This is a genomic window from Ideonella sp. FW305-24, assembly GCF_058788035.1.
Genome location: NZ_JBYTAI010000007.1, coordinates 15629 through 38023 on the forward strand (window position 1 = coordinate 15629; position 22395 = coordinate 38023).

The following is a 22395-nucleotide window of genomic DNA, read 5'->3' on the forward strand; positions in this document are numbered from 1 at the left end:
GCCGCACTGCCGTGGCGCGGGGGACGGCCTGCCGCGCAGCGGCGGGCCGGGGGCCGTCAGAACCCTTCTTCGACCAGTTCGGCGGCGCGGATCAGCGCGCGCGCCTTGGCCTCGGTTTCCTGCCATTCCATCTCGGGCACCGAATCGGCCACCACGCCGGCGGCAGCCTGCACGTACAGCGTGTTGCGCTGGACGATGCCGGTGCGGATCGCGATGGCCACGTCCATGTCGCCGGCAAAGCTCAGGTAGCCGCAGGCGCCGCCGTAGATGCCGCGCTTGACCGGCTCCAGCTCGTCGATGATCTCCATCGCGCGGATCTTCGGCGCCCCGGTCAGCGTGCCTGCGGGGAAGCTGGCGCGCAGCACGTCCAGGTTGCTCATGCCGTCCTTCAGCAGGCCCTCGACGTGGCTGACCAGGTGCATCACATGCGAATAGCGCTCGACCACAAAGGCCTCGGTCACCTTGACCGAGCCGGTCTTGGCGATGCGGCCGATGTCGTTGCGCGCCAGGTCGATCAGCATCACGTGCTCGGCGCGCTCCTTCGGGTCGTTGACCAGCTCGGTCTCCAGCGCCTGGTCCAGCTCGGGCGTGGCGCCGCGCGGGCGGGTGCCGGCAATCGGGCGGATCACGATCTTCTCGCCCTGCTCGCTGTGCTCGTGGCGCACCAGGATTTCCGGTGACGCGCCGACGATCTGGAAGTCGCCCATGTCATAGAAATACATGTACGGGGACGGGTTCAGCGAACGCAGCGCACGATACAGGCTCAGCGGGCTCTCGGTGTAGCGCTTCTTCAGGCGCTGGCCGATCTGCACCTGCATCATGTCGCCGGAGGCGATGTACTCCTTGGCCTTCAGCACCGCGGCCAGGTAGTCGGCCTTGTCGAATTCGCGCTCCACCGCATAACTCGGGCCCCGCTTGACCGGTGGCGCGGTCACGCTGTATTTCAGCTTGTCCGCCAGTTCGCCCAGGCGCTTCTTCGCCTTGAAGTAAGCCTCGGGCTTGGACGGGTCGGCCCAGACGATCAGGTAGAGCCGGCCCGAGAGGTTGTCGATGACCGCCAGCTCTTCGGTCTGCAGCAGCAGGATGTCGGGCGTGTCCAGGCCGCCAGGCTTGTTGGTGTCGGCCAGCTTCTTCTCGATGAAGCGCACCGTGTCGTAGCCGAAGTAGCCGGCCAGGCCGCCGCAGAAGCGTGGCAGGCCGGGCCGCAGCGCCGGCTTGAAGCGCTGCTGGTAGCTGGCGATGAAGTCCAGCGGATTGCCTTCGTGCACCTCCATGACTTCGCCGTCCGTCACCACTTCGGTGCGCAGGCCGGTGGCACGCAGCAGCGTGCGCGCCGGCAGGCCGATGAAGGAATAGCGCCCGAAACGCTCGCCGCCGACGACGGATTCGAGCAGGAAGCTGTTGGCCTGGCCGCCGGCCAGTTTCAGGTACAGCGACAGCGGGGTTTCGAGGTCGGCAAAGGCTTCGGCAATCAGCGCGATGCGGTTGTGGCCCTCGGCGGCAAGGCTCTTGAATTCAAGTTCGGTGATCACGGATCAGTTCTCCTGGCTGCCCAGCTCGTGCATGCGAACACCGCATGCGCACACCTGACCCAATGCAAATGATTGGAACGATACGTGCTAAGAATTGGGCCGAGGTGGCGAGGCGGTGCACACGCACCGCCCAGGGAGCCGGCTGCGAAATGCAGACCGGGCAAACGGCAAACGAGACTCAGGTCGAGCGGCGCCAGGGCCAGGCTCCCCGGTCGTGAGACGACGCCATCCATTTGCGCGAGGTGAACATGGGCCAAAGTGTAGCAGCGCCCCCGGCGCGAACCGGGGCTGGAACGCAGCGCGCAACGGCGCCAGGCACGGGTCCGTCCGCATGGACAGGCCGCGAAACGCTTTGCGACACTGCTTGTCACAGTCGCTCACAAAGCGGCCCGCAAAGCATTCATGAGCACCCCAGGCTGACCGCCTCGCATCGGCGCGCCAGTCATGATCAACGTCAGAACGGAGACCCGCACCCTTCCTGAACCTGAATGTTTCGCCGCGCTGCTGGGCATCTGGCTATCCTGACCCTGCTGGCTTGCCGGCCTCCCGAGTTGTCGGCCCCACCCCTGGCCGTTTCTTGAACCCGCTGCGCCGCGGACGATCTCCGCAGCCGGCCCGTTGGCTGAATAACAAAGATGGACTCTGCTGTCGTTGTGACCTGCCTGTCGGTGGCATTGCTGGCAGGCCTGCCTGCTGTTGCCCAGACGGCCAAACCGGCCTCCACTGCCAAAACCGCTGCGGCGGCATCTGCCCCCGCCGACGACGACCTGGCGCCACCGCCAGGCTTCGAGATGAGCGACCGCGTCAAGCGCGAAGCCGCGCGGCCGATGTACTGGATCAAGATGCACGCCGAGCCTGCCAAGGAGCAGGCGAAGGAAACCGCCAAGGCCCCGCCGCCAGCGCCCCCGCGCCCGCAGGCCACTGCGGCACCGGCCTTGGCCACCAAGGAACCGGCCAAGGACACCGCCAAGGACGCCGGCCTCAACCACCCGCCCGCCACGGCGGCAGCGGCCGCACCGGTGGCCGCGCAGGCCAAGGCCGGCACAGGCACGCCGCCGCCCCTGGGAGACGGCCCGGTCTCGCTCGCCACCGGCGCGCCACTGGCCACCAGCAACCCCGGCGCCACTGGCAGCGCCTCCGCGGCAAGCACGGCGCCTGCGCCAGCGGTGAGCGCGCCGGCAGAACAGGCCGTCGCGCTGGTCACGCCCAGCGTCGCGCCGCCGGTGGCCAAGCCGCCCGCCCCACCGGCGCCGGTCGAAGACCTGAGCCCCGTGCAGCTGGTCATCATGAACGGTCGTGAACCGCAGTTCCCGGACTCGCTGATGCGCCGGCTGCGCAAGGGCACGGTTCAGATCCGCATCGACGTGAACAACGCCGGCGAGGTCACCGATACCAATGTGGTGCAAAGCAGCAACCCGCGGCTGGACCAGCCGGCGATGGAAGCGGTGCGCGCGATGCGCTTCCAGCCCATCCGCCGCCCGACCACCGCGATCCTGAATTTCGGCTTCGACCTGGACAGCTGAAGAGCACTCGCTCAGCGCAGCAGTTCGACCAGGCTGTCCACCACCGCATCCGGCGCCGCGCTTTCGGCCGGCTCGCCATGGTTGTAGCCGTAGCGCACCAGCACCACCGGGCAACCCGCCGCACGCGCGGCCTGCGCGTCGTTGCGCGAGTCGCCAATCATCAGCGTGCGCGCAGGCAAGGTGCCCAGCGCCTCGCAGGTCTTTTGCGGCGGCAAGGGGTGCGGCTTCTTGCGCTCGAACGCGTCGCCGCCAAAGCTCAGCTCGAAAAACGGCGCCAGGCCTTTGCGGGCCAGCAGTTGCTTGGCAAAGGCACCCGGCTTGTTGGTCAGGCAGGCCAGGCGCCAGCCCGCCGCGCGCATCGCCGCGAGGCCTTCGACCACGCCGGCATACACCTCTGCCGCCTCGCCGTTGACTGCATCGTAGTGGCGCTGATAAGCCGCCCAGGCTGCGTCATACAGCTCAGCCGCAGCGCCCACCTCGGCCAGCGTGCAGCGGATCAGATGCTCCGAGCCCTGGCCCACCGTGTGTTCGATGAACTGGCGGCCGACCGCCGGCAGGCCGAGCTCCGCCAGCATGCGGTTCAGCGCCAGGTCGAAGTCCCCCAGGGTATCGACCATCGTGCCGTCCAGGTCCACGATGGCGGCGTCGAAATCGCGGGGGAGCAAGGGCAGGGCGTTCACATTCGGCAAGCAGAGTCGGGGCCTGCATTGTCCGCGCTCAAGCGCCCCACACCTCCTGCACCACCGCGCCCACGGCCTGCACCGCCGGTGCCACCTGCCCTGCCGGCCGCGAAGCCCAGCAGATCCAGGTGCGGGCCTGCCAGCCGGGCCAGATGACCAGCTCGCCGCGGCGCTGGGCTTCTTCGGCCTGGTCGCGCCGCACGATGCCCGCGCCCAGGCCGCTGGCGACCATGCTGCGCACCGAGCCCTCGGTGTCGGCCATCGCCCCTGGCCGGTAGACGCCACCGCCCGCGGCGAACAGTCGCTCCTGGTGCTGGCGCAAGGTGCAGGTCGGCGGCGTGCCGACCCAGGGCAGCGCCACCAGCGCCTGCAGGCTGGGCGCAGCGTCGGCCAGCGCCATCGGCAGGCCGACCACCAGCTCGACCTGCCCCAGGCGCTGGATCTCCAGCCCGGCCATGCGCTCCAGGTCGGTCATCGCGTAGGCCGCCTCCAGCTCGCCGCGCTGCACCTGCAGCAGCAGGTCGGCCGACAAGCCCTGGCTGAGCTGCAGCGAAACCTGCGGATGCCGCTCGGCCAGCCGCACCAGCGCGTCACCCAGGCGCAGCGCCACCGGGTCGCTCACCGTCCCCATGCGAACGATCCCCTGCACTTCGCCGCGCAGCTGGGCCGCCGCGCTGCGCATGCGGCCGGCGGCGGCCAGCGTGCGTTCGGCCTCGTCCAGCAGGCGCTGGCCAGGCTCGGTCAGCGTCATGCCACGCGGCGTGCGGTCGAACAGCTTGACGCCGAGCTCGTCCTCCAGCGCCTTGAGCTGCGCGCTGACGGCCGGCGGGCTGGTGAAGACCCGCTCGGCGGCGCGCGTCAGGTTGCCCTCGCGGGCCACCGCGACAAAGGTCTTGAGTTGGTAGAGCTCCATGGACAGCGATGGTACGGACGGGCCGCCGCGCTGTCCGTTCGCTTTGGCCGAACACCCGATCCAAACATGCAAATGGATGCGCAGGCCAAGCCCGCCCAGACTGCGCTCCATATTTTGATTGCAGAGGGAACGCCTTCATGGACTCCACCCAGACCTCCCGCAGCTCGGCCATGCTGAGCCTGATCTTCGCCACTGTCGCTTGGGGCAGCCTGTTCCTGGTCGGCAAGCCGCTGCTGCGCGAGCTGGACCCGGCCTGGTTCACGCTGCTGCGCTACACCGGCGCCACGCTGGTGCTGCTAGCCCTGCTTCGGCTGCGCGGCCCGCTGCCGCTGGCCAGCCTGCGGGCGGACGCCCTGCCCTTCGCGCTGATGGGTCTGGCCGGCTTCGGCTTTTTCAGCGTGCTGGTGCTGTGGGGCCTGGCGCATTCACAGCCTTCGCACGGCGCCGTCATCATGGCCACCATGCCCATCACCACCCAGCTGGTGCGCTGGTGGCGGGACGGCGTGGCGCCCACGCGCAGCACCTTGTTCGGCACCGCGCTGGCGCTGCTGGGGGTGTGCATCGTCGCCGGGGTCGGCCTGCCCCACGAAGCCGCGAATGCCAGCACCTGGCGTGGCGACCTGGCCGCCTGGGTCGGCACGCTGGGCTGGATCACCTACACCCGCGGCAGCGCACGCTGGGCCCGGCTGGACGTGTTGAGCTTCAGCACCTGGACAGCCGTGGCCGCCTGGCCGCTGCTGCTGGCCGCCGCGGTGCTGAGCAGCTTGCTGGGCTGGAGCCGTTGGCCCACGCTGGGCCTTGTGGCCGACCACGCGCTGCCGCTGGCCTACATCGGCCTGGTGCCCTCGGCGCTGGCCGTGCTGGCCTTCAACCGTGGCGTGAAGACGCTGGGCGCCGTCACCGGCACGGCCTTCCTGAACCTGGTCCCCGTCTCGGCCCTGCTGCTGGGCGCGCTGCTGGGGCATGTGCCCAACGGCCGCGAGTTGCTGGGCGTGGCGATGGTGATCGGGGCGCTGCTGCTGCACACCGCATCGCAACGTCAGACGGCCAGCGGTTCACGCCTTCCGACAGCGCCAGCGGCGGCCTGCGCGCGGTAAGACTTCAACGCGCCAGCTCGGCACGCATCTGGTCGATCACCGCCTTGTAGTCCGGCTTGCCGAAGATCGCGCTGCCGGCGACGAAGGTGTCGGCACCGGCGTCGGCGATGCGGCGGATGTTGTCGACCTTCACGCCGCCGTCGATCTCCAGGCGGATGTCGCGGCCGGAGGCGTCGATGATCTTGCGCACCTGCTCGGCTTTCTTCAGCGTGTTCTCGATGAAGCTCTGGCCGCCGAAGCCGGGGTTCACGCTCATCAGCAGCACCACGTCGACCTTGTCGATGACCCACTCCAGCACCTCCACGCCGGCCGCCGGGTTGAACACCAGGCCGGCCTGGCAGCCTTCGGCCTTGATCAGCTGCAGCGTGCGGTCCACATGGGTCGAGGCGTCGGGGTGGAAGGTGATGATGTCGGCACCGGCCTTGGCAAAGGCCTGGGCCAGCGCGTCCACCGGCTGCACCATCAGGTGCACGTCGATCGGCGCGGGCGTGCCGTCCGGCTTCACGGCATGTTTCTTCAGCGCCTCGCAGACCATCGGGCCGAAGGTCAGGTTCGGCACGTAGTGGTTGTCCATCACGTCGAAATGGATCCAGTCGGCACCGGCGGCGAGCACGGCGCGCACCTCCTCGCCCAGGCGGGCAAAGTCGGCGGACAGGATGCTGGGCGCGATGCGAAAGGTCTTGCTGGACATGGTGGAGCGAGCGGGTTGGGGGCGGCAAATAGCCGTGGCCTGGCGGGGAAAACCGCGAATTTTAGGAGGGCTTGCTAGGATTCGCCCATGACCCCTGCCCAATTCGCCTGCACGGTGGTGACGCAATACCTGCCCGAAGAGTCTTCTTCCTCCGAGCAGGTCTATGCCTTCGCCTACACCATCACCGTGCGCAACACCGGACCGGTGACCGCCCAGCTCGTCGCAAGACACTGGATCATCACCGACAGCGCCGGCCATGAGGAGCAGGTGCGCGGCCTGGCCGTCGTCGGCCACCAGCCGGTGCTCAAGCCCGGCGAACAGTTCGAGTACACCAGCTGGACCCGGCTGGCCACCCCGCGCGGCCAGATGAAGGGCACCTTCTTCTGCATCAGCGAGGACGCACACTGGTTCGAGACGCCCGTGCCCGAGTTCGAGCTGCTGCTGCCGCAGGCCCTGCACTGATGGCAGGCCAGCGCTGGGACCTGACGGCGCTGCTCAATGCAGCCGACCCCAACGCCCCGGCGGTCGAGCGCCATTTGTGGATGGTGCGGCTGCTGGAGTGGCTGCGCAGCGTGCCGGCCGAACCAGCCGCGGAGGTGGTGCCCCCCGTTCCGGCACCGGTGCCGGCCACCGTCGAGTTGGCCAGCCCGCCCGCCGCCGAACCCCAGCCCCAGGCGGCCCCGGGCAACAGCCCCACGCCGTGGCCGCTGCGCCGGCTGCGCCACCTGCTGAACGTGCTGGACCGCAACCCCGAGCACCGCGAGCGCATCAGCGTATTGCTGCAGCGCTCGATGGCCGGGCTGGACGCCACTGGCCTGCTGGCCGACTTCGGCTTCTCGCCGCGCCAGGGCTTCTTCAGCGAATTGGCCGAGCGGCTGCGCCTGGCCACGCTGCCCGGCACGCCGCAGACCCAGGACCTGGGCGAGCTGTTCCTGCTGCTGTTCGAGGACGACGAGGCCGAGACGGCCTGGATCGAGGCCATCGACAACCAGACGCTGCACCGCACGCTGGCGCTGTTCGTGCCGGACGCTGACGCCCGCCCCTGGCGCGCGGTGATGGTCGAGTCCATCCAGCTGCTGGCGAGCCAGTTCCGCGCCAGCGGCCTGTCGGCCGAGATGCGCCAGCGCATGGACCCGGCCCTGCGCACCGACCGCCCGTTCCACCAGGTGGTGCAGGCCGCGGAAGGCCTGCGCGCCTCGCTGCGCGAGCTCCAGCACGACGCCGACAACGCGCAAGCGATGCAGGCGCTGGCCCAGCAGGCGCACTACCTGCGCGCGGTGCTGGCCGCCTGCCTGACCGCGGCAGACAGCGTGCGCGGCCACCTGGACGACTACGGCATCTCGGTCGACCTGGTGTTCCAGATCAACCAGCTGCGCGGCCGGGCCGAGCGCATGGAAGCGCTGCTGGCCTGCCTGATGGGCAGCGACCCGGCGCCCGACCTGCGCCGGCTGCTGGCCGAGCTGGTGCGCGCCGGCATCGAGCGGCGCGGCATCGGCAAGCTGTTCACGCGCCACTACGCGCTGCTGGCGCGCAAGGTGACCGAGCGCAGCGCCGACACCGGCGAGCACTACATCACCCGCGACAGCGCCGAATACCGCGACATGCTGCGCATGGCCGCTGGCGGCGGCGCGGTGATCGGCCTGACCACCATGGTCAAGTTCGTGCTCACCGCGCTGGCCCTGCCGGCCTTCTGGGCCGGCTTCAGCGCCGGCGCCAACTACGCGATCAGCTTCGTCGTGATCTACCTGCTGCACTGGACCGTCGCCACCAAGCAGCCGGCCATGACCGCCCCCAGCCTGGCGCGCCGGCTCGAGGGCATCTCGTCCAGCGACGCGGCGCTGCAGCGCTTCGTCGACGAAGTGGCCCACCTGCTGCGCTCGCAATTCGCCGGCATCGTCGGCAACCTGAGCGCCGTGGCGCCAGTGGTGCTGGGGCTGCAGATCCTCTCGTGGCTGACCTTCGGCGCGCCGTTGATCGGCCAGGCCCAGGCCCACTACGCGCTGCACAGCACCTCGCTGCTCGGGCCGACCGCGCTGTACGCCGCATTCACCGGCGTGCTGCTGTTCGCCTCCAGCCTGATCGCCGGCTGGGCCGAGAACTGGTTCGTCTTCCACCGGCTGGACAGCGCCATTGCCTGGAACCCGCGCTTCATCCAGCGCCTGGGTGCCGCCCGCGCGCTGCGCTGGTCACGCTGGTGGCGCGACAACATTGCCGGCGTCACCGCCAATGTCTCGCTGGGCATGATGCTGGGCCTGGTGCCGGCGCTGGCCGGCATCTTCGGCCTGCCGATCGAGGTGCGCCACGTCACGCTGTCCACCGGACAGATCTTCGCCGCGCTGGGCACGCTGGGCTGGCCGCTGCTCAACGAGCCGGGTTTCTGGTGGTGCATCGCCGGCATCCCCATCACCGGCCTGCTGAACCTGGGCGTGAGCTTCGCGCTGGCCTTCCGGCTGGCCATGGTCTCGCAAGGCCTGAAGCTGCGCGACCGCGGCCGCATCTACGCGGCCTTGCGCCAGCGCTGGCGCGAGGCGCCAGGCAGCTTTTTCAAGCCTTCGAAGCCACCGGGCTGAGGACAGACTCAGGCCTGGTCGTCCTCCGAGCGGTCCCGCTCACCGCCACGCCGGCCCGAGAACATCGTCCACCAGATCACAAAGACCAGCACCGCTCCGGCGCCCAAGGCCTCCAGCACCAACCACCCCATGCTGTCTCCGCGTTTGTTGAGAAGAATCTTCGCTGAAGGCCCATTGTGTGCGCTGGGCCTGGCCGCCACCATGCTGCTGGCCAGTTGCGCCGTCACACAGCCAGGCCCGCCCGGCTCGGCTTCGCCCGGCCAGCCCACCACCGCGCCCACCCCGCCGGTCCTCCACATGCCGCCGCCCGCCGGCACGGTCGAGCGCAATCGCTCGCGCTGGGTGCCGGCCTCGTTCAACGAACTGCCCGGCTGGCAGGACGAGCAGCTCAGCGACTGGTGGCCCGCGATGCGCCAAGGCTGCCAGAACCCGCCCACCGCCTGGGCCACGCTGTGCACCGAAGTCCGCCAGACCAGCGGCCTGCCAGACGGCCTGCTGCTGCGCCTGTGGGCCGAAAGCAAGCTGCAGGTCTACCGCGTCGAGTCGCTGGACGGCGACCCTGCCGGCCTGCTCACCGGCTACTTCGAGCCCGAGATCCCCGCCAGCCGCAAGCCCACCTGGAACCGCAAGGTGCCTCTCTACGGCCCGCCGGCCGACCTGGTCGCCAAGAAGCCCTACTGGACCCGCCAGCAGCTCGACACGCTGCCGGCCGCCCGCAGCGCACTGCAAGGCCGCGAGATCGCCTGGGTCGAAGACCCGCTGGACGCGCTGATCCTGCAGATCCAGGGCTCCGGCCGGCTGCAGATCACCGAGTCCGACGGCGGCCAGCGCCTGATCCGCCTGGCCTTCGCCGGCCACAACGAACAGCCCTACAAGTCCATCGGCCGCTGGCTGATCGACCAGGGCGAGCTCACACCCGCCCAAGCCTCCTGGCCCGGCATCAAGGACTGGGCCCGCCGCAACCCGCGCCGCGTGCAGGAAATGCTCTGGCAGAACCCGCGCTACGTCTTCTTCCGCGAAGAGCCGCTGCTGGACCCCAGCCTCGGCCCCAAAGGCGCCCAAGCCGTGCCCCTCACCCCCGGCCGCTCCATCGCCGTGGACCCCCAAAGCGTGCCCTACGGCACCCCCGTGTGGCTGGACACCACAGAGCCTTTGTCCACCAAACCCCTGCAACGCCTGGTCATGGCCCAGGACACCGGCAGCGCCATCACCGGCGCCGTCCGCGCCGACTTCTTCTGGGGCTGGGGCGACGAAGCCGAGGCCAATGCCGGGCGCATGAAGCAGGGGCTGAAGATGTGGGTGTTGTGGCCGAAAGGGTGATCAACGCGGCTGGCGCTCAACGTAGTCGCGCAGCACCCCATCCATCCTGGACTGCCAGCCTTCACCGGTCGACTTGAAATAGGCCACCACCTCGGGGCTGTAGCGCACCGACACCAGCAGCTTCTTGCTCTCGGACTTGGGCCGGCCGCGCAAAGCAACCTTTGCCGGCACCATGGCCTTCAGCTGCTCGGGCGTAAGCGGCTGGGCATCGGGGTCGGACTTGGCCGCAGTCACAATGGCCTTGTCCTCTTCCACGGTGGGCATTACCACCATCGGGCGCTTAGAAATTTTCGACATAGTGCTTCACCTCTCGGCGGGTGGCGCGGCGCAGGCTGATGATCCGGCGCGCTTCGCCTCTGTCCACAAAGGCCACGTAGTAGAGCGTCTGGGTCTCGGGAGCGAGCGCAACCATGCGCAGCTCGCCGTACTCGTAGCGCTCATCGATCCAGACCAGCCCGGCATCCCAGTCCAACTGCGCTGCCACCGCCAAGGACACACCATGCTTCGCCACGTTGGCAGCGTCCTTGGCTGGATCGAATTCGATTTCCATGAATTAATGTAGCTACCGAAAATGATAGCTGTCAACCGACGGCCCCGGTTGTCGTGTTGCGGTTTCCCACATCGCACACCCCGGGTTTTTACCGATGATTGCCGGTTGGACCCGGCTGGCTGCTTTCTTTCGACAGCAGGCCGGCTTGTTCGTGCGTGCCGGCTGAGAGCCGGCATGTCCTGACCGGGCACTGCCGCAAAACGGCGGGGCTCGTTTCGATCATCCGCCTCACGAAAGCGCCGCATGCCTGCCGTTCCTTCTTTCCCCGTCCTGCTCCGCGGGTTTCGCCTGGCGGCGGTGGCCCTGCTGGCCATGCTGGGTTTTGCGGCGCGGGCCGACATCGTGATCGGCCAAGTGGCGCCGTTCAGCGGGCCGCAGGCGGTGACAGGGCAGGCGATCCATGCCGGCGCGAAGCTGTACCTCGACTCGGTCAATGCCGCTGGTGGCGTTCGGGGGCAGAAGGTCAAGCTGGTGACCCGCGACGATGCGCAGAAGCCAGAAGACACGGTGCGGCTGGTCAAGGAGTTGATGGTCGCCGAATCGCCGGTCGCGATGATCGGCACCGTGGGCACGGCCAACCTGGAGGCGCTGGCCAAGGACGGCGTGCTGGCCAAGGCCCGCATGCCGATGGTGGGTGCCGTGTCCGGGGCGGCCAGTGTGGCCAGGGCGGAGGGCATGTTCGTGGTCAAGGCGCGCTATCACGATGAAGTGGACCGCCTGTTCGAGAACCTGACGAACCTCGGCCTGAACCGCGTCGGCCTGGTCTACCAGGACGACGGCCTGGGCCAGGACGTGCTCGCCGGCGCCAACGCAGCCGCCCAGCGCCGCACCGTGACGCTGGTGGACACAGCCTCCTACGCCCGCAACACGACGGACACCTCGGCCGCCGTCACCCGCATGCTGGCCGCCAAGCCGCAGGCGATTTTCCTCGGCGCGACCACCGCCGCGGCGATCGACTTCGTCACCCGCTACCGCGCGGCCGGCGGCACGGCGCAGTTGTACGGCATGTCCATCATCGACCCCGACCTGATGCTGAAGAAGATCGGCGCCATCGCTGCACGCGGCTACGCCTTCACCACCGTGCTGCCGCTGCCGGCCGACAACAAGCGCGCCGTGGTGCGCGAATACCTGGCGCTCAGCGCCGAGTCCAAGGACCCGAACCTCTCGACCCGCTCACTCGAAGGTTTCATCGCCGCCAAGGCCGTGGTCGCCGCCCTGAAGCGCGCAGCCCGCCTCGCGCCAGACGCTGTCAGCGAAGCCCTCAGCGTCCCCGAAGGCATGGACGTGGGCAACTTCACGCTGAACTTCAGCCAGAAGGGCCGCACCGGCTCGGCCTATGTGGACTTTGCGATGTTGGGGACGGATGGGAAGTTGGTGCGGTGAAGCACCGAGGCACTCGCCTACTGCGTTACTGAGGCGGCAGCGCCTTGGCACGAGCCAGCAGCACCTCGCTGGCTCGCGCCCAGCGTTCCGGGTTGCGGAGATAGGAACTCGGCGCGCGCGTGACGGCAACCAAGCGGGCCGCCTGCTCCAGCGACACATCGGCCAGCGGCACGCCAACCAACGCAGGCGCGGCCTTGCTGAAGCCGTAGGTGTCGTTGCCCATGTAGGAAAGTGACAAGTACAGCGTGGACTGCTCTTGCTCGGAGCAGTGCAGCGTGACCAGTGCCCACCACAGCGTCTCCTTCATCTGGCGATGCAGCGTCCGTGTGTCCGATGCGAAATCAAGCCTGACCCTCAACAGCCGCACAGCCGACCAACTCAAGCTGCTTGTCGCGTCCGGGTGCGCCGCGTGCACCACCTGCCTCAGCACGGCAGGTGGAGACTTCTCTGCCGGTGCGGCCTCATCGATCAAGCGCTGGATCTCGGCCCGATGCGGCTGGAACTCGATGAGGTCGTAGGCCGCAAACGCAATGACAGGCGCCAACAGCAGGACAGCCAGCAGCCATGCCAGGGCTTTCAGAACGCGTCTCAGCACCTCGTTCCTCATGAGAAATGGGTGCGGCATCGGATCACCGCGTCAACACCCGGACTTCCAACTGCTGCGCCGTGAACGCCGCCGCGTCCCCGCTGCGCCAAGTCCTTGTGCCCGGATTGTCCGGCCCATTCGGTGCCGTGCCCCCCGGCCCTGCCAGCCGCCCCAACATCACCCACTGCCCCATCGCCGCCAGCACTTCGCCGGACATCCAGGCCGCATCCGCTGGGCGGGCGCCCTGGCCCGCGGCGGACGGCCATTCGACGCGGTATTGCACGCGGACGGGGGCGCTGCCGCCGGGCCAGGTGGGGGCAACCCAGAGGCGGGTGGCTTCGGCGAGGGGTTCTTCGCCGCCAGAAAGGCCCATGGATGGATTGGCGTTGGCCTGACCCTCACCGCTGGCAGCACTGCCCGGCGCGCCGGCGGTGACGTACCAGCGGGTCTGCGGGGCCAGCCGCCATTGGGTCAGCGCGACTTCGGACTGGCCGCCGTTGCGGACCTGCATGAGCGGCAGCGCCGGGCCGGCGGGCTGCTGTGCGGCGGGGTTGCTGCTGACGACCCAGCCGCCGTTGCCGGTGGCAGCAGGGCGGCTGGTGGAGACGACCACATCGCGGCTGCCGCCTTGCGGTGACGTGGCGATGGCTTGCAGGCGGAACTGCAGCACCAGGTTGACGGCGGGCAGCGTGTCGGCAGCCTGGGCGCCGGCCACCAGCAGGAGCAGCCCGGCCGCAACGAAGGTGCGATGCATCAGTTGCTCCCGCGCCGACCGTCGCCGGGCATCAGGTGGCCCAGTGGCAGCGCGGCGCTGGACTTGATTTCGCCCAGCGAGAAGCTGGTGTGCAGGTCCTTCACGTTGGGCAGCTTGAACAGCGTCTCCATGGTCCAGCGGGAGTAGGCGTCCAGGTCGGTCACCAGCACCTGCAGCTCGAAGGTGCCGGCGCCGCTGATGTAGTGGCAGGCGATGACTTCGGGCAACTCGCGGATGGCGGCTTCGAGCGAGCGCATGGACTCGGCGTTGTCGCGCTCGGTGTCCACCCGCACAAAGGCCAGCACGCCCAGGCCGATGCGGCGGCGGTCGATCTCGGCGCGGTAACCGGTGATCACGCCGATCTGCTCCAGCCGTCTCACGCGGCGCCAGGTGGGCGCGGCGGACAGGCCGATGGCGGCGGCCAGTTCGGCGTTGGACTGGCGCGCGTCGCGCTGCAGTTCGCCCAGCAGCAGCACGTCGTAGCGGTCCAGCGCGGCCAGGCCTTGCGGCAGCGTGACGGGCGCGGCGCGCTCGTCTGCCGCGGCCTCGTCCGGCACGGCGGCCTTCTCAAGGGTTTTCCCTTGAATCCGGGTTTTGGGAAATCTGGATTCTTCTTTGACACTCATGGCGAAAGATTGTTGCGTGATGGCGCACGACATGGCAATCGAAAGAAAGCACTTCTCGCACGCTTCTTCCTACACTGACGGCACCGCCCGAGGCTGCGGCGCGCCTGGCCACAAGCCACCCGCGCGCCCAGCCACCGCTCAAGCCACCGGACCCGCCGGCCCAGGAGACACGCAGCATGAACGCCCCGCTACCCGACTCGATTCGCAAGGCCCTGGAATCGGTCTCGCTGGAGGACAAGTACGCGCTGCCCACCGGCCGCGCCTTCATGAGCGGCGTGCAGGCCCTCGTGCGGCTGCCGATGCTGCAGCGCACCCGCGACGCGCTGGCCGGCCTGAACACCGCCGGCTTCATCAGCGGCTACCGCGGCTCGCCGCTGGGTGGCTATGACCAGGCACTGTGGGCCGCCAAGAAGCACCTGGAGAAGCAGCACATCGTCTTCCAGCCGGGCGTGAACGAGGAACTGGGCGCCACCGCGGTGTGGGGCACGCAGCAGCTGGACCTGTTCCCCGAGAAGGCCAAGTACGACGGCGTGTTCGGCCTCTGGTACGGCAAGGGCCCGGGCGTGGACCGCAGCCTGGACGTGTTCAAGCACGCCAACATGGCCGGCACCTCCAAGCACGGCGGCGTGATCGCCATCGCAGCGGACGACCACGTCAGCAAGAGCTCGACCGCGCCGCACCAGAGCGATCACGTCTTCAAGGCCTGCGGCTTCCCGACCTTCTTCCCCAGCAGCGTGCAGGAGATCCTGGACATGGGGCTGCATGCGTTTGCGATGAGCCGCTTCTCCGGTGTGTGGACCGGCATGAAGACCATCCAGGAAGTGGTCGAGTCCGCCGGCACGGTGGACGTGTCGCCGGACCGCGTGAAGATCCTCCTGCCCGAAGACTTCCAGATGCCGCCCGGTGGCCTGCACATCCGCTGGCCGGACGCCCCGCTGGAGCAGGAAGCGCGGCTGATGGATTACAAGTGGTACGCGGCGCTGGCCTACGTGCGGGCCAACAAGCTGAACTACAACGTAGTGGCCACGCCGCACGACCGCTTCGGCATCGTCGCCTCCGGCAAGGCCTACAACGACATGCGCCAGGCGCTGTCCGACCTGGGGCTGGACGACGACACCTGCCGCGCGCTGGGCATTCGCGTGCACAAGGTCAACGTGGTGTGGCCGCTGGAGGCCACCATCACGCGAGACTTCGCGCAGGGGCTGCAGGAGATCCTGGTCGTCGAGGAAAAGCGCCAGGTCATCGAATACCAGCTGAAGGAAGAGCTCTACAACTGGCGCGGCGACGTGCGGCCGAACGTGATCGGCAAGTTCGAGGAAGCCGAGGGCGACCTCTCTGGCGGCGAGTGGAGCCGGCCGAACCCCAGCGAGCATTGGCTGCTGCGCGCCAAGGCGGACCTGACGCCGGCCATCATCGCCAAGGCGATTGCCAAGCGCCTTAAAAAATTGGGCGTGCCGGACGACATCGCAGCGCGCATGGACCGCCGCATCGAGACGATTGCCGCCAAGGAGCGCGAGCTGGCCGCGCTGGAGATCAAGACCGGCGACCGCACGCCCTGGTTCTGCTCCGGCTGCCCGCACAACACCAGCACCCGCGTGCCCGAAGGCTCGCGCGCGGTGGCCGGCATTGGCTGCCACTACATGGTCAGCTGGATGCCGGGCCGCAATACAGAGACCTTTACCCAGATGGGCGGCGAGGGCGTGCCCTGGGTCGGCCAGGCGCCGTTCACCAATGAGCAGCACATCTTCGCCAACCTGGGCGACGGCACCTACTTCCACTCAGGCCTGCTGGCGATCCGCCAGAGCATTGCCGCGGGCGTGAACATCACCTACAAGGTGCTTTACAACGATGCGGTGGCGATGACCGGCGGCCAGCGCGTGGGCGAGCGCGCCGAGGGCCACACCGTCATCCAGATCATGAACAGCCTGAAGTCCGAAGGCGTGGCCAGGCTGGTGATCGTGACGGACGAGCCGGAGAAGTACGACGGCGTGGCGCTGGCCGAAGGCGTGACGGTGCACCACCGCGATGAGCTGGACCGCATCCAGCGCGAGTTCCGCGAGATCAAGGGCACAACGGCCATCATCTACGACCAGACCTGCGCCACCGAGAAGCGCCGCCGCCGCAAGCGCGGCACCATGGCCGACGTGGAGCAGCGCGTGGTCATCAACGAGCTGGTCTGCGAAGGCTGCGGGGACTGCTCGGTGCAGAGCAACTGCGTCTCGGTCGAGCCGCTGGAAACCGAGTTCGGCCGCAAGCGCCAGATCAACCAGAACAGCTGCAACAAGGACTTCTCCTGCGTGAAGGGCTTCTGCCCGAGCTTCGTCACCGTGGAAGGCGGCAAGCTGAAGAAGCCCAAGGCCGACAAGCGCGCCAGCCTCACCAGCCTGCCGCCGCTGCCCGAGCCGACGCTGCCGCTGGCTGAAACCGCCTGGGGCATCGTCGTCGCCGGCGTGGGCGGCACGGGCGTGATCACCATCGGCCAGTTGCTGGGCATGGCGGCCCACATCGAAGGCAAGGGCGTGATCACGCAGGACGCGGCCGGCCTGGCGCAAAAGGGTGGCGCGACCTGGAGCCATGTGCAGATCGCGCAGACGGCCGAAGCCATCCACACCACCAAGGTCGACACGGCCAAGGCGGACCTGGTGATCGGCTGCGACGCCATCGTCACCGCCAGCAAGACGACGCTGAGCGTGCTGCACCCGCAGCGCAGCTTCGTGGCAATGAACAACCACCGCACGCCGACCGCCAGCTTCGTCACCGACACCGAATGGACCTTCCCGGCCGGCGAGTGCGAAGCGGCCGTGGCCGGCGCGGTGGACCCGGCGAACTTCGCCTCGTTCGACGCCGAGGAAGTCTCGGTCAAGCTGCTGGGCGACTCGATCTACACCAACCCGCTGATGCTGGGCTACGCCTGGCAAAAGGGCCGAATTCCGCTCACGCACGCTTCGCTGATGCGCGCGATGGAACTCAACGGCGTGCAGATCCCCAACAACAAGGCCGCCTTCGAATGGGGCCGCCGCTGCGCGCACGACCTGGCCGAAGTGCAGTCGCTGTACACCGCCGCGCAGGTCATCCAGTTCGTCAAGAAGCCTTCAGTGGAAGAGCTGGTCAAGCGCCGCGTGGAGTTCCTCAGCGCCTACCAGAACGAGGCCTACGCCGCGCAGTACAGCGCGTTCGTGGACCACGTGCGCCAGGCCGAAGCGCCGTTGAACAGCACGCGCCTGACCGAAGCCGTGGCCCGCTACCTGTTCAAGCTGATGGCCTACAAGGACGAATACGAAGTCGCCCGCCTGCACACCGACGCAGCCTTCACCAACAAGATCGCCACGATGTTCGAAGGCGACGTGAAGCTGGTGCACCACCTCGCACCGCCGCTGTTCTCCAAGAAGAACGACCACGGCGAACTCATCAAGCAACGCTTCGGGCCATGGGTCCGCAAGGCCTTCGGCGCCCTGCGCCACCTGAAGTCCCTGCGCGGCACCGCCTTCGACCCCTTCGGCCACACCGAAGAGCGCCGCACCGAACGCGCGCTGATCGGCGAATACCGTGAGTGCATCGAAGAACTGCTGCGCAGCCTGAATGCGCAGACGCTGCCCAGCGCCATCGAGATCGCCCGCATCCCGGAGGACATCCGCGGCTACGGGCATGTCAAGGCGAAGCACCTGGCGGCGGCGCGCAAGAAGTGGGATGAGCTGATGGCGCGCTGGCGCCAGGGCGGGTTGGCGAAGGCGGCCTGAGCAAGGGACCGGCGGCGGTGGCTTCAGGGTTGATCCCGAGCCGCCGATGTCGAATCGGTCGAGGCATGATCGTCGTGAACAAGCAGGCCGCCGTCGTGGGGGGCCCCTGCCTTCTCCGATCCCCTTTTCACCGCAAAGGAACCTTCGCCATGTCCTCTCGTGCCGTCAAGCTTCACCGTGTCCTTCGCTGCAAGCCAGAGAAGCTCTACCGCGCCTTCCTGGAACCTGCCGCCATGGCCAAGTGGCTGCCGCCTTACGGCTTCACCTGCGAGGTCCACCACATGGACGCGCGCGTGGGTGGTGGCTTCAAGATGTCGTTCCACAACTTCGGGTCCGGCAACGGGCACAGCTTCGGTGGTGAGTACCTGGAACTGGTGCCAAACGAACGCCTGCGCTACACCGACCGTTTCGACGACCCGAACCTGCCGGGCACGATGGAAGTCACCGTGGTGCTGAAGCCGGTGATCTGCGGCACCGAGCTCGACATCGTGCAGGACGGCATCCCAGACGTCATTCCACTGGAGATGTGCTACCTGGGCTGGCAGGAGTCGCTGGAACAACTGGCGCGGCTGGTGGAACCGGAGATTCCGGGCTGACGCAGGCACAGCGTCCGACTCGGCGAAAGGCTTCGACAGGCTCAGCCCAAACTGTTGGCGCGATGTCGCCCCTCAGCCCGCAATCGAAAACAGCGTAGAGCGGTTGATCGCGTAGACCGCGCCGTCGGCGCCGATGGCCGTGGGCGTGTAGGCCTCGCCGAGGCCGCCGGTGAGCCTGATGCGCTGGCTCAGGGTGTTGGTGGCCAGGTCCCAGCGGTAGAGCACGCCGTCTTCGCTGTTGACCAGCAGCGAGCGCGTCAGCGGGTCCACGGCCACGGTGTTGACGCACCATTCCTTGACCGCTGCAGAGCCCGGGTTCTCGGGCGTCACGCCCAGCACGGTGATGACCTCGCGCATCACCGGCACGCCGGAGATCGGGTCGGTCTGCGTGGCGTTCGGGTCCAGCACGGCCATGCGGTTCAGGCCGTCGCCCGTGCCGGCATTGAGGTAGTTGTTGTACTTGACGGCCAGCAGGTAGCTGGAGCTGCCGGTGTAGCCGCCGACGATGCTCGCCGGCACGAGGGAGGCCGTGTCGTCCCAGCCGAAGCTGCCCGGAACCTTGGTGGTGGCCAGCGTGCTGTCGAAATGCAGCAGCCAGCCGCGGTAGTTGTGCTGGCCCTGGCTGGACTCCAGCACGCCGATGTAGACATCGCCGTCCGTGCCGATGGTCGGTGAGGCCGTTGAGTCGTCGCTCACCTGGGCCTTGTCGCCGGTTTGCGGGTCCAGCAATGCCACGCGGGCACGCGGCGCCAGGGTGGTGCTGTCCAGCGCCACCAGCACGCCATGCTGGGACCATCCGGCAGAGACCGCGTTGGCCAGCACATACACGGTCGCCAGGTCGGGTGACAGCGCGGGCGCGCAATTCATGGCGGGCTTGACGACGCTGGCGTCGCCCGAGACATCGGCCGCGGCGATCCACCGCCCCTGGCCATCGGCGCCAATGCGCGCAAAGCCGCTGACCAGGCCTGCCGGGTTGCCGGCATTCGCCACGAATCCGAAGAAGGCGTTGCCTGCCGCATCGACGGTGATCGGCGTGTTGATGAAGACGGCAGCATCGAGCTGGGCCGAAGCCGCGGCGTAGGCAGCGCTGCCGTAGAACACCAGCGGCTGCAGGGCGCCCTGCGCCGAGTCCGCCGCATCGCGCACATGGACCTTGCCACCCGCGCCAGGCACGAACAGGCGGTTGCTGCGCGACAGCGCCAGGTGGAAGCCCGGCATCCAGTGATGCGCGGGCACGGCGTAGTCGGTGTCGGCCGACCAGAGCAGCGTGCCGGTGGCGCCAGACCGGGCCTCGACCCGGAAGCCGCTGGTGGCCTGGGTCTTCACCGGCACCAGCACCGTGTTGTTGGACGTGATGACGGGCGAGCCGTAGTGCACCAGCAAGGTCTCGCCCTGGTACTGCGGCATCAGGTCCACCGGCGTGGACCAGGCAATGCGGTTCAGGTCCTGCGTCGCAATGGCGCCCTCGCCCGAGTGCTGGCTGTCGCGCCCGAAGTTCCACCAGGCAGGACCGGAGACAGGGGGCGGGGTTGGAGAAGGCGGCGGGGGCGGGGGTGCCGAGCTGCCAGCGTCGCCGCCACCACCGCCACAGGCTGCCAGGCTCATCCCGGCGGCAGCCATCGCCAGGACCAGACGACGCCTGCGCAGCGAGAGCAGGAAAGCCTCGGCCAGGTCGTCGGGCGGTGGTGCTTGCGTCATCGAGAAGGCCTCTGCCATCCAGGTTGGAAAGGCCATTGTGCCGCCGGCTTCAGCTGCGCAAATGGCACGCCACCCAGTGCCCGTCGGCCACCTGCTTCGGCTCGGGCCGCTGCTCGCGGCATTGCGCGGTCTGCGCCAGCGGGCAGCGGGTGTGGAAGTGGCAGCCGGTGGGTGGGTGGATGGGGCTGGGCACGTCGCCTTGCAGCGGGATGCGGCGGCGTTTGACGGTGGGATCAGGGATGGGAACGGCCGACAGCAGGGCTTCGGTGTAGGGGTGGCGGGGCTCGGTATAGAGGGCCTTGGCGGGCGCGATCTCGACGATGCGGCCCAGGTACATCACGGCCACGCGGTGGCTGATGTGCTCGACCACGCTGAGGTCGTGCGCGATGAACAGGTAGGCCAGGCCGAACTGCTCGCGCAGGTCTTCGAGCAGGTTGATGACCTGGGCCTGGATGGACACGTCCAGCGCCGAAACCGCCTCGTCGCAGACCACCAGCTTGGGGCTGACGGCCAGCGCCCGCGCAATGCCGATGCGCTGCCGCTGGCCGCCCGAGAACTCGTGCGGGAAGCGGCGCATCTGGTCGGCCGACAGGCCCACGGTTTCCAGCAGTTCCACCACCCGCGCCTCGCGCTGCTGCGCATTGCCGGCCAGCTTGTGGATGACCAGCGCCTCGCCGACGATGTCGCGCACCGACATGCGTGGGTTCAGGCTGGCGAACGGGTCCTGGAAGATGATCTGCATGTCGCGCGTAAGCGCGCGCAGTTCGGCCTGGCTGGCGCGGGTCACGCTGCGGCCTTCGAAGCTGACCTCGCCGGCAGTCGGCTCCAGCAGGCGCAGGATGCTGCGGCCCAGCGTGCTCTTGCCGCAGCCGGACTCGCCGACGATGCCCAGCGTCTCGCCCGGTGCCAGTTCGAAGCTGACGCCGTCCACCGCATGCACCCGCGCGACCTCGCGGCCCAGCAGCCCGCCATGGATGGGGAACTGCTTGACCAGGCCTTCGACCTTCAACAATGGCATGCTCATGACCGCCCCTCGTCCGACGAATACGTCGGCCGATCCCCCGAGGGGATACGGGCCGGCTTGGGAGCGGCCCGGCGCTCGGCCCGGGTAGAGGTGGGAGCAGGATGGCTCATGGCACCAGCTCCAGGATGCACGCCACCTTGTGGCCCGGCGCTGCCTCACGCAGCGGCGGCGTGGCGGTGGTGCAGTCCGGCGTGACATGGCGGCAGCGCGGCGCGAAGCGGCAGCCGGCCGGCGGGTTGATCAGGCGCGGCACGCTGCCGGCAATCGCTTCGAGCCGGGTCTTGTGCACGGCGTCGCGGTCAATGCGCGGGATCGAGCGGATCAGGCCCTGGGTGTAGGGGTGGCGCGGGCGGGCGAACAGGTCTTCCACGCCGGCTTCCTCGACCACTTGGCCGGCGTACATCACGACCACGCGCTGGCCGACTTCGGCGACCACGCCCATCGCGTGCGTGATCAGCAGCACCGCCATGCCCAGGCGTTCCTTGAGCTCCTGCAGCAGGTCCAGGATCTGCGCCTGGATGGTCACGTCCAGCGCAGTGGTGGGCTCGTCGGCAATCAGCAGCTTCGGGCTGCAGGCCAGCGCCATCGCAATCATCACGCGCTGGCGCATGCCGCCGCTGAACTGGTGCGGGAAATCGTTCACGCGCCGCTCGGGCGTGGGGATGCGCACCAGGCGCAGCATCTCGACGGCACGCGCCATCGCGTCGGCATGGTTCAGCCCTTCGTGCAGGCGCACGCTCTCGGCGATCTGCCGGCCCACGGTGTAGACCGGGTTCAGCGAGGTCATGGGCTCCTGGAAGACCATGGCGATTTCCTTGGCCCGCACGCGCTGCATGGCCGCAGCGTCCAGCGGCACCAGGTCACGCCCCTGCCACAGCACCTGCCCGGCGACGATGCGGCCCGGCGGCATGTCGATCAGCTTCATCACCGTCTTGGCGGTGACGCTCTTGCCGCAGCCGGACTCGCCGACCACGCAAACCGTCTGCCCGGCCTCGACCGCGATGTCCACGCCATCGACCGCGTGCAACCAGCCATCGTCGGTGAGGAAATGGGTCTTGAGCCCGCGGATGTCGAGCAGTGCAGTCATGTCGACCCCCAAGACGCCTGCGGCGTCG

General features: G+C 68.6%; 21 protein-coding genes. 8 read left to right on the forward strand and 13 right to left on the reverse strand.

Going from position 1 to position 22395, the window contains the following annotated elements; translation table 11 throughout:
- Window positions 1-56: 56 nt before the first annotated feature.
- Window positions 57-1532, reverse strand: a complete 1476-nt coding sequence (gene trpE, locus AC3WR5_RS19135) for an anthranilate synthase component I (protein ID WP_141287432.1) — start codon at window positions 1530-1532, stop codon at window positions 57-59.
- Window positions 1533-2167: 635 nt separating this feature from the next.
- Between trpE and AC3WR5_RS19140 the strand changes: the two genes are divergently transcribed.
- Complete coding sequence (locus tag AC3WR5_RS19140; protein WP_492486341.1) at window positions 2168-3055, forward strand: energy transducer TonB; 888 nt, start codon at window positions 2168-2170, stop codon at window positions 3053-3055.
- A gap of 11 nt (window positions 3056-3066) precedes the next feature.
- On the opposite strand, the gene gph is transcribed toward AC3WR5_RS19140, so the two are convergent.
- Both gph and AC3WR5_RS19150 read right to left on the reverse strand, forming a co-directional pair.
- The gene (gene gph / locus AC3WR5_RS19145) at window positions 3067-3735 is read right to left on the reverse strand and encodes a phosphoglycolate phosphatase (protein WP_492486342.1); all 669 of its coding nucleotides are present in this window, start codon (window positions 3733-3735) and stop codon (window positions 3067-3069) included.
- Between the two features lie 37 nt (window positions 3736-3772).
- Entirely contained in the window at window positions 3773-4648 is an 876-nt protein-coding gene (locus AC3WR5_RS19150) for a LysR family transcriptional regulator (protein ID WP_231010045.1), read from the reverse strand.
- A 137-nt stretch (window positions 4649-4785) separates the two neighbouring features.
- Here AC3WR5_RS19150 and AC3WR5_RS19155 point away from each other — a divergent pair, with 137 nt between their 5' ends.
- Window positions 4786-5745, forward strand: a complete 960-nt coding sequence (locus AC3WR5_RS19155) for a DMT family transporter (protein ID WP_492486344.1) — start codon at window positions 4786-4788, stop codon at window positions 5743-5745.
- Window positions 5746-5749: 4 nt separating this feature from the next.
- Here AC3WR5_RS19155 and rpe read toward each other — a convergent pair whose 3' ends face one another.
- Window positions 5750-6436 (reverse strand): ribulose-phosphate 3-epimerase, encoded by a 687-nt coding sequence (rpe, locus tag AC3WR5_RS19160; protein ID WP_141291861.1) that lies wholly within the window; start codon window positions 6434-6436, stop codon window positions 5750-5752.
- An 87-nt stretch (window positions 6437-6523) separates the two neighbouring features.
- On the opposite strand from rpe, the gene apaG reads away from it, so the two are divergent.
- Window positions 6524-6898 (forward strand): Co2+/Mg2+ efflux protein ApaG, encoded by a 375-nt coding sequence (gene apaG / locus AC3WR5_RS19165; RefSeq protein WP_141291860.1) that lies wholly within the window; start codon window positions 6524-6526, stop codon window positions 6896-6898.
- The gene (locus AC3WR5_RS19170; protein ID WP_492486346.1) at window positions 6898-9006 is read left to right on the forward strand and encodes a site-specific recombinase; all 2109 of its coding nucleotides are present in this window, start codon (window positions 6898-6900) and stop codon (window positions 9004-9006) included. Before apaG ends, AC3WR5_RS19170 begins: the two co-directional genes overlap by 1 nt.
- Before the next feature lie 8 nt (window positions 9007-9014).
- On the opposite strand, the gene AC3WR5_RS19175 is transcribed toward AC3WR5_RS19170, so the two are convergent.
- Window positions 9015-9137 carry a hypothetical protein gene (locus AC3WR5_RS19175; RefSeq protein WP_259372452.1) on the reverse strand — a complete coding sequence of 41 codons (123 nt, stop codon included), beginning with the start codon at window positions 9135-9137 and terminating at the stop codon, window positions 9015-9017.
- Between AC3WR5_RS19175 and mltA the strand changes: the two genes are divergently transcribed.
- On the forward strand, window positions 9136-10326 hold the full coding sequence (gene mltA / locus AC3WR5_RS19180) for a murein transglycosylase A (RefSeq protein WP_492486347.1): 1191 nt from the start codon (window positions 9136-9138) through the stop codon (window positions 10324-10326). The two genes, AC3WR5_RS19175 and mltA, sit on opposite strands and share 2 nt — an antisense overlap.
- Here the strand turns inward: mltA and AC3WR5_RS19185 are convergent, their stop codons facing one another.
- Entirely contained in the window at window positions 10327-10599 is a 273-nt protein-coding gene (locus AC3WR5_RS19185) for a BrnA antitoxin family protein (protein WP_492486348.1), read from the reverse strand.
- 7 nt (window positions 10600-10606) lie between these two features.
- Complete coding sequence (locus AC3WR5_RS19190; RefSeq protein WP_492486350.1) at window positions 10607-10876, reverse strand: BrnT family toxin; 270 nt, start codon at window positions 10874-10876, stop codon at window positions 10607-10609.
- Between the two features lie 243 nt (window positions 10877-11119).
- Between AC3WR5_RS19190 and AC3WR5_RS19195 the strand changes: the two genes are divergently transcribed.
- Window positions 11120-12259 carry an ABC transporter substrate-binding protein gene (locus tag AC3WR5_RS19195; protein ID WP_492486352.1) on the forward strand — a complete coding sequence of 380 codons (1140 nt, stop codon included), beginning with the start codon at window positions 11120-11122 and terminating at the stop codon, window positions 12257-12259.
- Window positions 12260-12284: 25 nt separating this feature from the next.
- On the opposite strand, the gene AC3WR5_RS19200 is transcribed toward AC3WR5_RS19195, so the two are convergent.
- From AC3WR5_RS19200 to AC3WR5_RS19210, 3 genes are read right to left on the reverse strand one after another with little or no spacing between them, the layout of a single operon-like run.
- Window positions 12285-12854 (reverse strand): transglycosylase domain-containing protein, encoded by a 570-nt coding sequence (locus AC3WR5_RS19200; protein WP_492486354.1) that lies wholly within the window; start codon window positions 12852-12854, stop codon window positions 12285-12287.
- 34 nt (window positions 12855-12888) lie between these two features.
- Window positions 12889-13599 (reverse strand): hypothetical protein, encoded by a 711-nt coding sequence (locus AC3WR5_RS19205; protein ID WP_492486356.1) that lies wholly within the window; start codon window positions 13597-13599, stop codon window positions 12889-12891.
- Window positions 13599-14099 carry an Lrp/AsnC family transcriptional regulator gene (locus AC3WR5_RS19210; RefSeq protein WP_492486796.1) on the reverse strand — a complete coding sequence of 167 codons (501 nt, stop codon included), beginning with the start codon at window positions 14097-14099 and terminating at the stop codon, window positions 13599-13601. The genes AC3WR5_RS19205 and AC3WR5_RS19210 overlap by 1 nt, the downstream gene beginning before the upstream one ends.
- Before the next feature lie 302 nt (window positions 14100-14401).
- Here AC3WR5_RS19210 and AC3WR5_RS19215 point away from each other — a divergent pair, with 302 nt between their 5' ends.
- Window positions 14402-17962 carry an indolepyruvate ferredoxin oxidoreductase family protein gene (locus tag AC3WR5_RS19215; protein ID WP_492486358.1) on the forward strand — a complete coding sequence of 1187 codons (3561 nt, stop codon included), beginning with the start codon at window positions 14402-14404 and terminating at the stop codon, window positions 17960-17962.
- A gap of 149 nt (window positions 17963-18111) precedes the next feature.
- A complete protein-coding gene (locus AC3WR5_RS19220; RefSeq protein ID WP_492486360.1) occupies window positions 18112-18558 on the forward strand; it encodes an SRPBCC family protein in 447 nt (148 codons plus the stop codon).
- Between the two features lie 72 nt (window positions 18559-18630).
- On the opposite strand, the gene AC3WR5_RS19225 is transcribed toward AC3WR5_RS19220, so the two are convergent.
- The 3 genes from AC3WR5_RS19225 to AC3WR5_RS19235 all read right to left on the reverse strand — a co-directional run bounded on the left by AC3WR5_RS19225 (window position 18631) and on the right by AC3WR5_RS19235 (window position 22367).
- Window positions 18631-20292, reverse strand: coding sequence for a hypothetical protein (locus tag AC3WR5_RS19225; protein WP_492486361.1), 1662 nt, complete (start codon window positions 20290-20292; stop codon window positions 18631-18633).
- Between the two features lie 13 nt (window positions 20293-20305).
- Entirely contained in the window at window positions 20306-21280 is a 975-nt protein-coding gene (locus AC3WR5_RS19230) for an ABC transporter ATP-binding protein (protein ID WP_492486362.1), read from the reverse strand.
- A 106-nt stretch (window positions 21281-21386) separates the two neighbouring features.
- On the reverse strand, window positions 21387-22367 hold the full coding sequence (locus tag AC3WR5_RS19235) for an ABC transporter ATP-binding protein (RefSeq protein ID WP_492486364.1): 981 nt from the start codon (window positions 22365-22367) through the stop codon (window positions 21387-21389).
- Window positions 22368-22395 lie beyond the last annotated feature (28 nt).

Bases quoted from the DNA above. Each gene is read 5' to 3' on its own strand.
- AC3WR5_RS19140 (WP_492486341.1), top strand. From the start codon at position 2,168: ATGGACTCTGCTGTCGTTGTGACCTGCCTGTCGGTGGCATTGCTGGCA.
- AC3WR5_RS19150 (WP_231010045.1), bottom strand. From the start codon at position 4,648: ATGGAGCTCTACCAACTCAAGACCTTTGTCGCGGTGGCCCGCGAGGGC.
- AC3WR5_RS19155 (WP_492486344.1), top strand. From the start codon at position 4,786: ATGGACTCCACCCAGACCTCCCGCAGCTCGGCCATGCTGAGCCTGATC.
- rpe (WP_141291861.1), bottom strand. From the start codon at position 6,436: ATGTCCAGCAAGACCTTTCGCATCGCGCCCAGCATCCTGTCCGCCGAC.
- apaG (WP_141291860.1), top strand. From the start codon at position 6,524: ATGACCCCTGCCCAATTCGCCTGCACGGTGGTGACGCAATACCTGCCC.
- AC3WR5_RS19170 (WP_492486346.1), top strand. From the start codon at position 6,898: ATGGCAGGCCAGCGCTGGGACCTGACGGCGCTGCTCAATGCAGCCGAC.
- mltA (WP_492486347.1), top strand. From the start codon at position 9,136: ATGCTGTCTCCGCGTTTGTTGAGAAGAATCTTCGCTGAAGGCCCATTG.
- AC3WR5_RS19175 (WP_259372452.1), bottom strand. From the start codon at position 9,137: ATGGGGTGGTTGGTGCTGGAGGCCTTGGGCGCCGGAGCGGTGCTGGTC.
- AC3WR5_RS19185 (WP_492486348.1), bottom strand. From the start codon at position 10,599: ATGGTGGTAATGCCCACCGTGGAAGAGGACAAGGCCATTGTGACTGCG.
- AC3WR5_RS19190 (WP_492486350.1), bottom strand. From the start codon at position 10,876: ATGGAAATCGAATTCGATCCAGCCAAGGACGCTGCCAACGTGGCGAAG.
- AC3WR5_RS19195 (WP_492486352.1), top strand. From the start codon at position 11,120: ATGCCTGCCGTTCCTTCTTTCCCCGTCCTGCTCCGCGGGTTTCGCCTG.
- AC3WR5_RS19205 (WP_492486356.1), bottom strand. From the start codon at position 13,599: ATGCATCGCACCTTCGTTGCGGCCGGGCTGCTCCTGCTGGTGGCCGGC.
- AC3WR5_RS19215 (WP_492486358.1), top strand. From the start codon at position 14,402: ATGAACGCCCCGCTACCCGACTCGATTCGCAAGGCCCTGGAATCGGTC.
- AC3WR5_RS19220 (WP_492486360.1), top strand. From the start codon at position 18,112: ATGTCCTCTCGTGCCGTCAAGCTTCACCGTGTCCTTCGCTGCAAGCCA.
- AC3WR5_RS19225 (WP_492486361.1), bottom strand. From the start codon at position 20,292: ATGGCCTTTCCAACCTGGATGGCAGAGGCCTTCTCGATGACGCAAGCA.
- AC3WR5_RS19230 (WP_492486362.1), bottom strand. From the start codon at position 21,280: ATGAGCATGCCATTGTTGAAGGTCGAAGGCCTGGTCAAGCAGTTCCCC.
- AC3WR5_RS19235 (WP_492486364.1), bottom strand. From the start codon at position 22,367: ATGACTGCACTGCTCGACATCCGCGGGCTCAAGACCCATTTCCTCACC.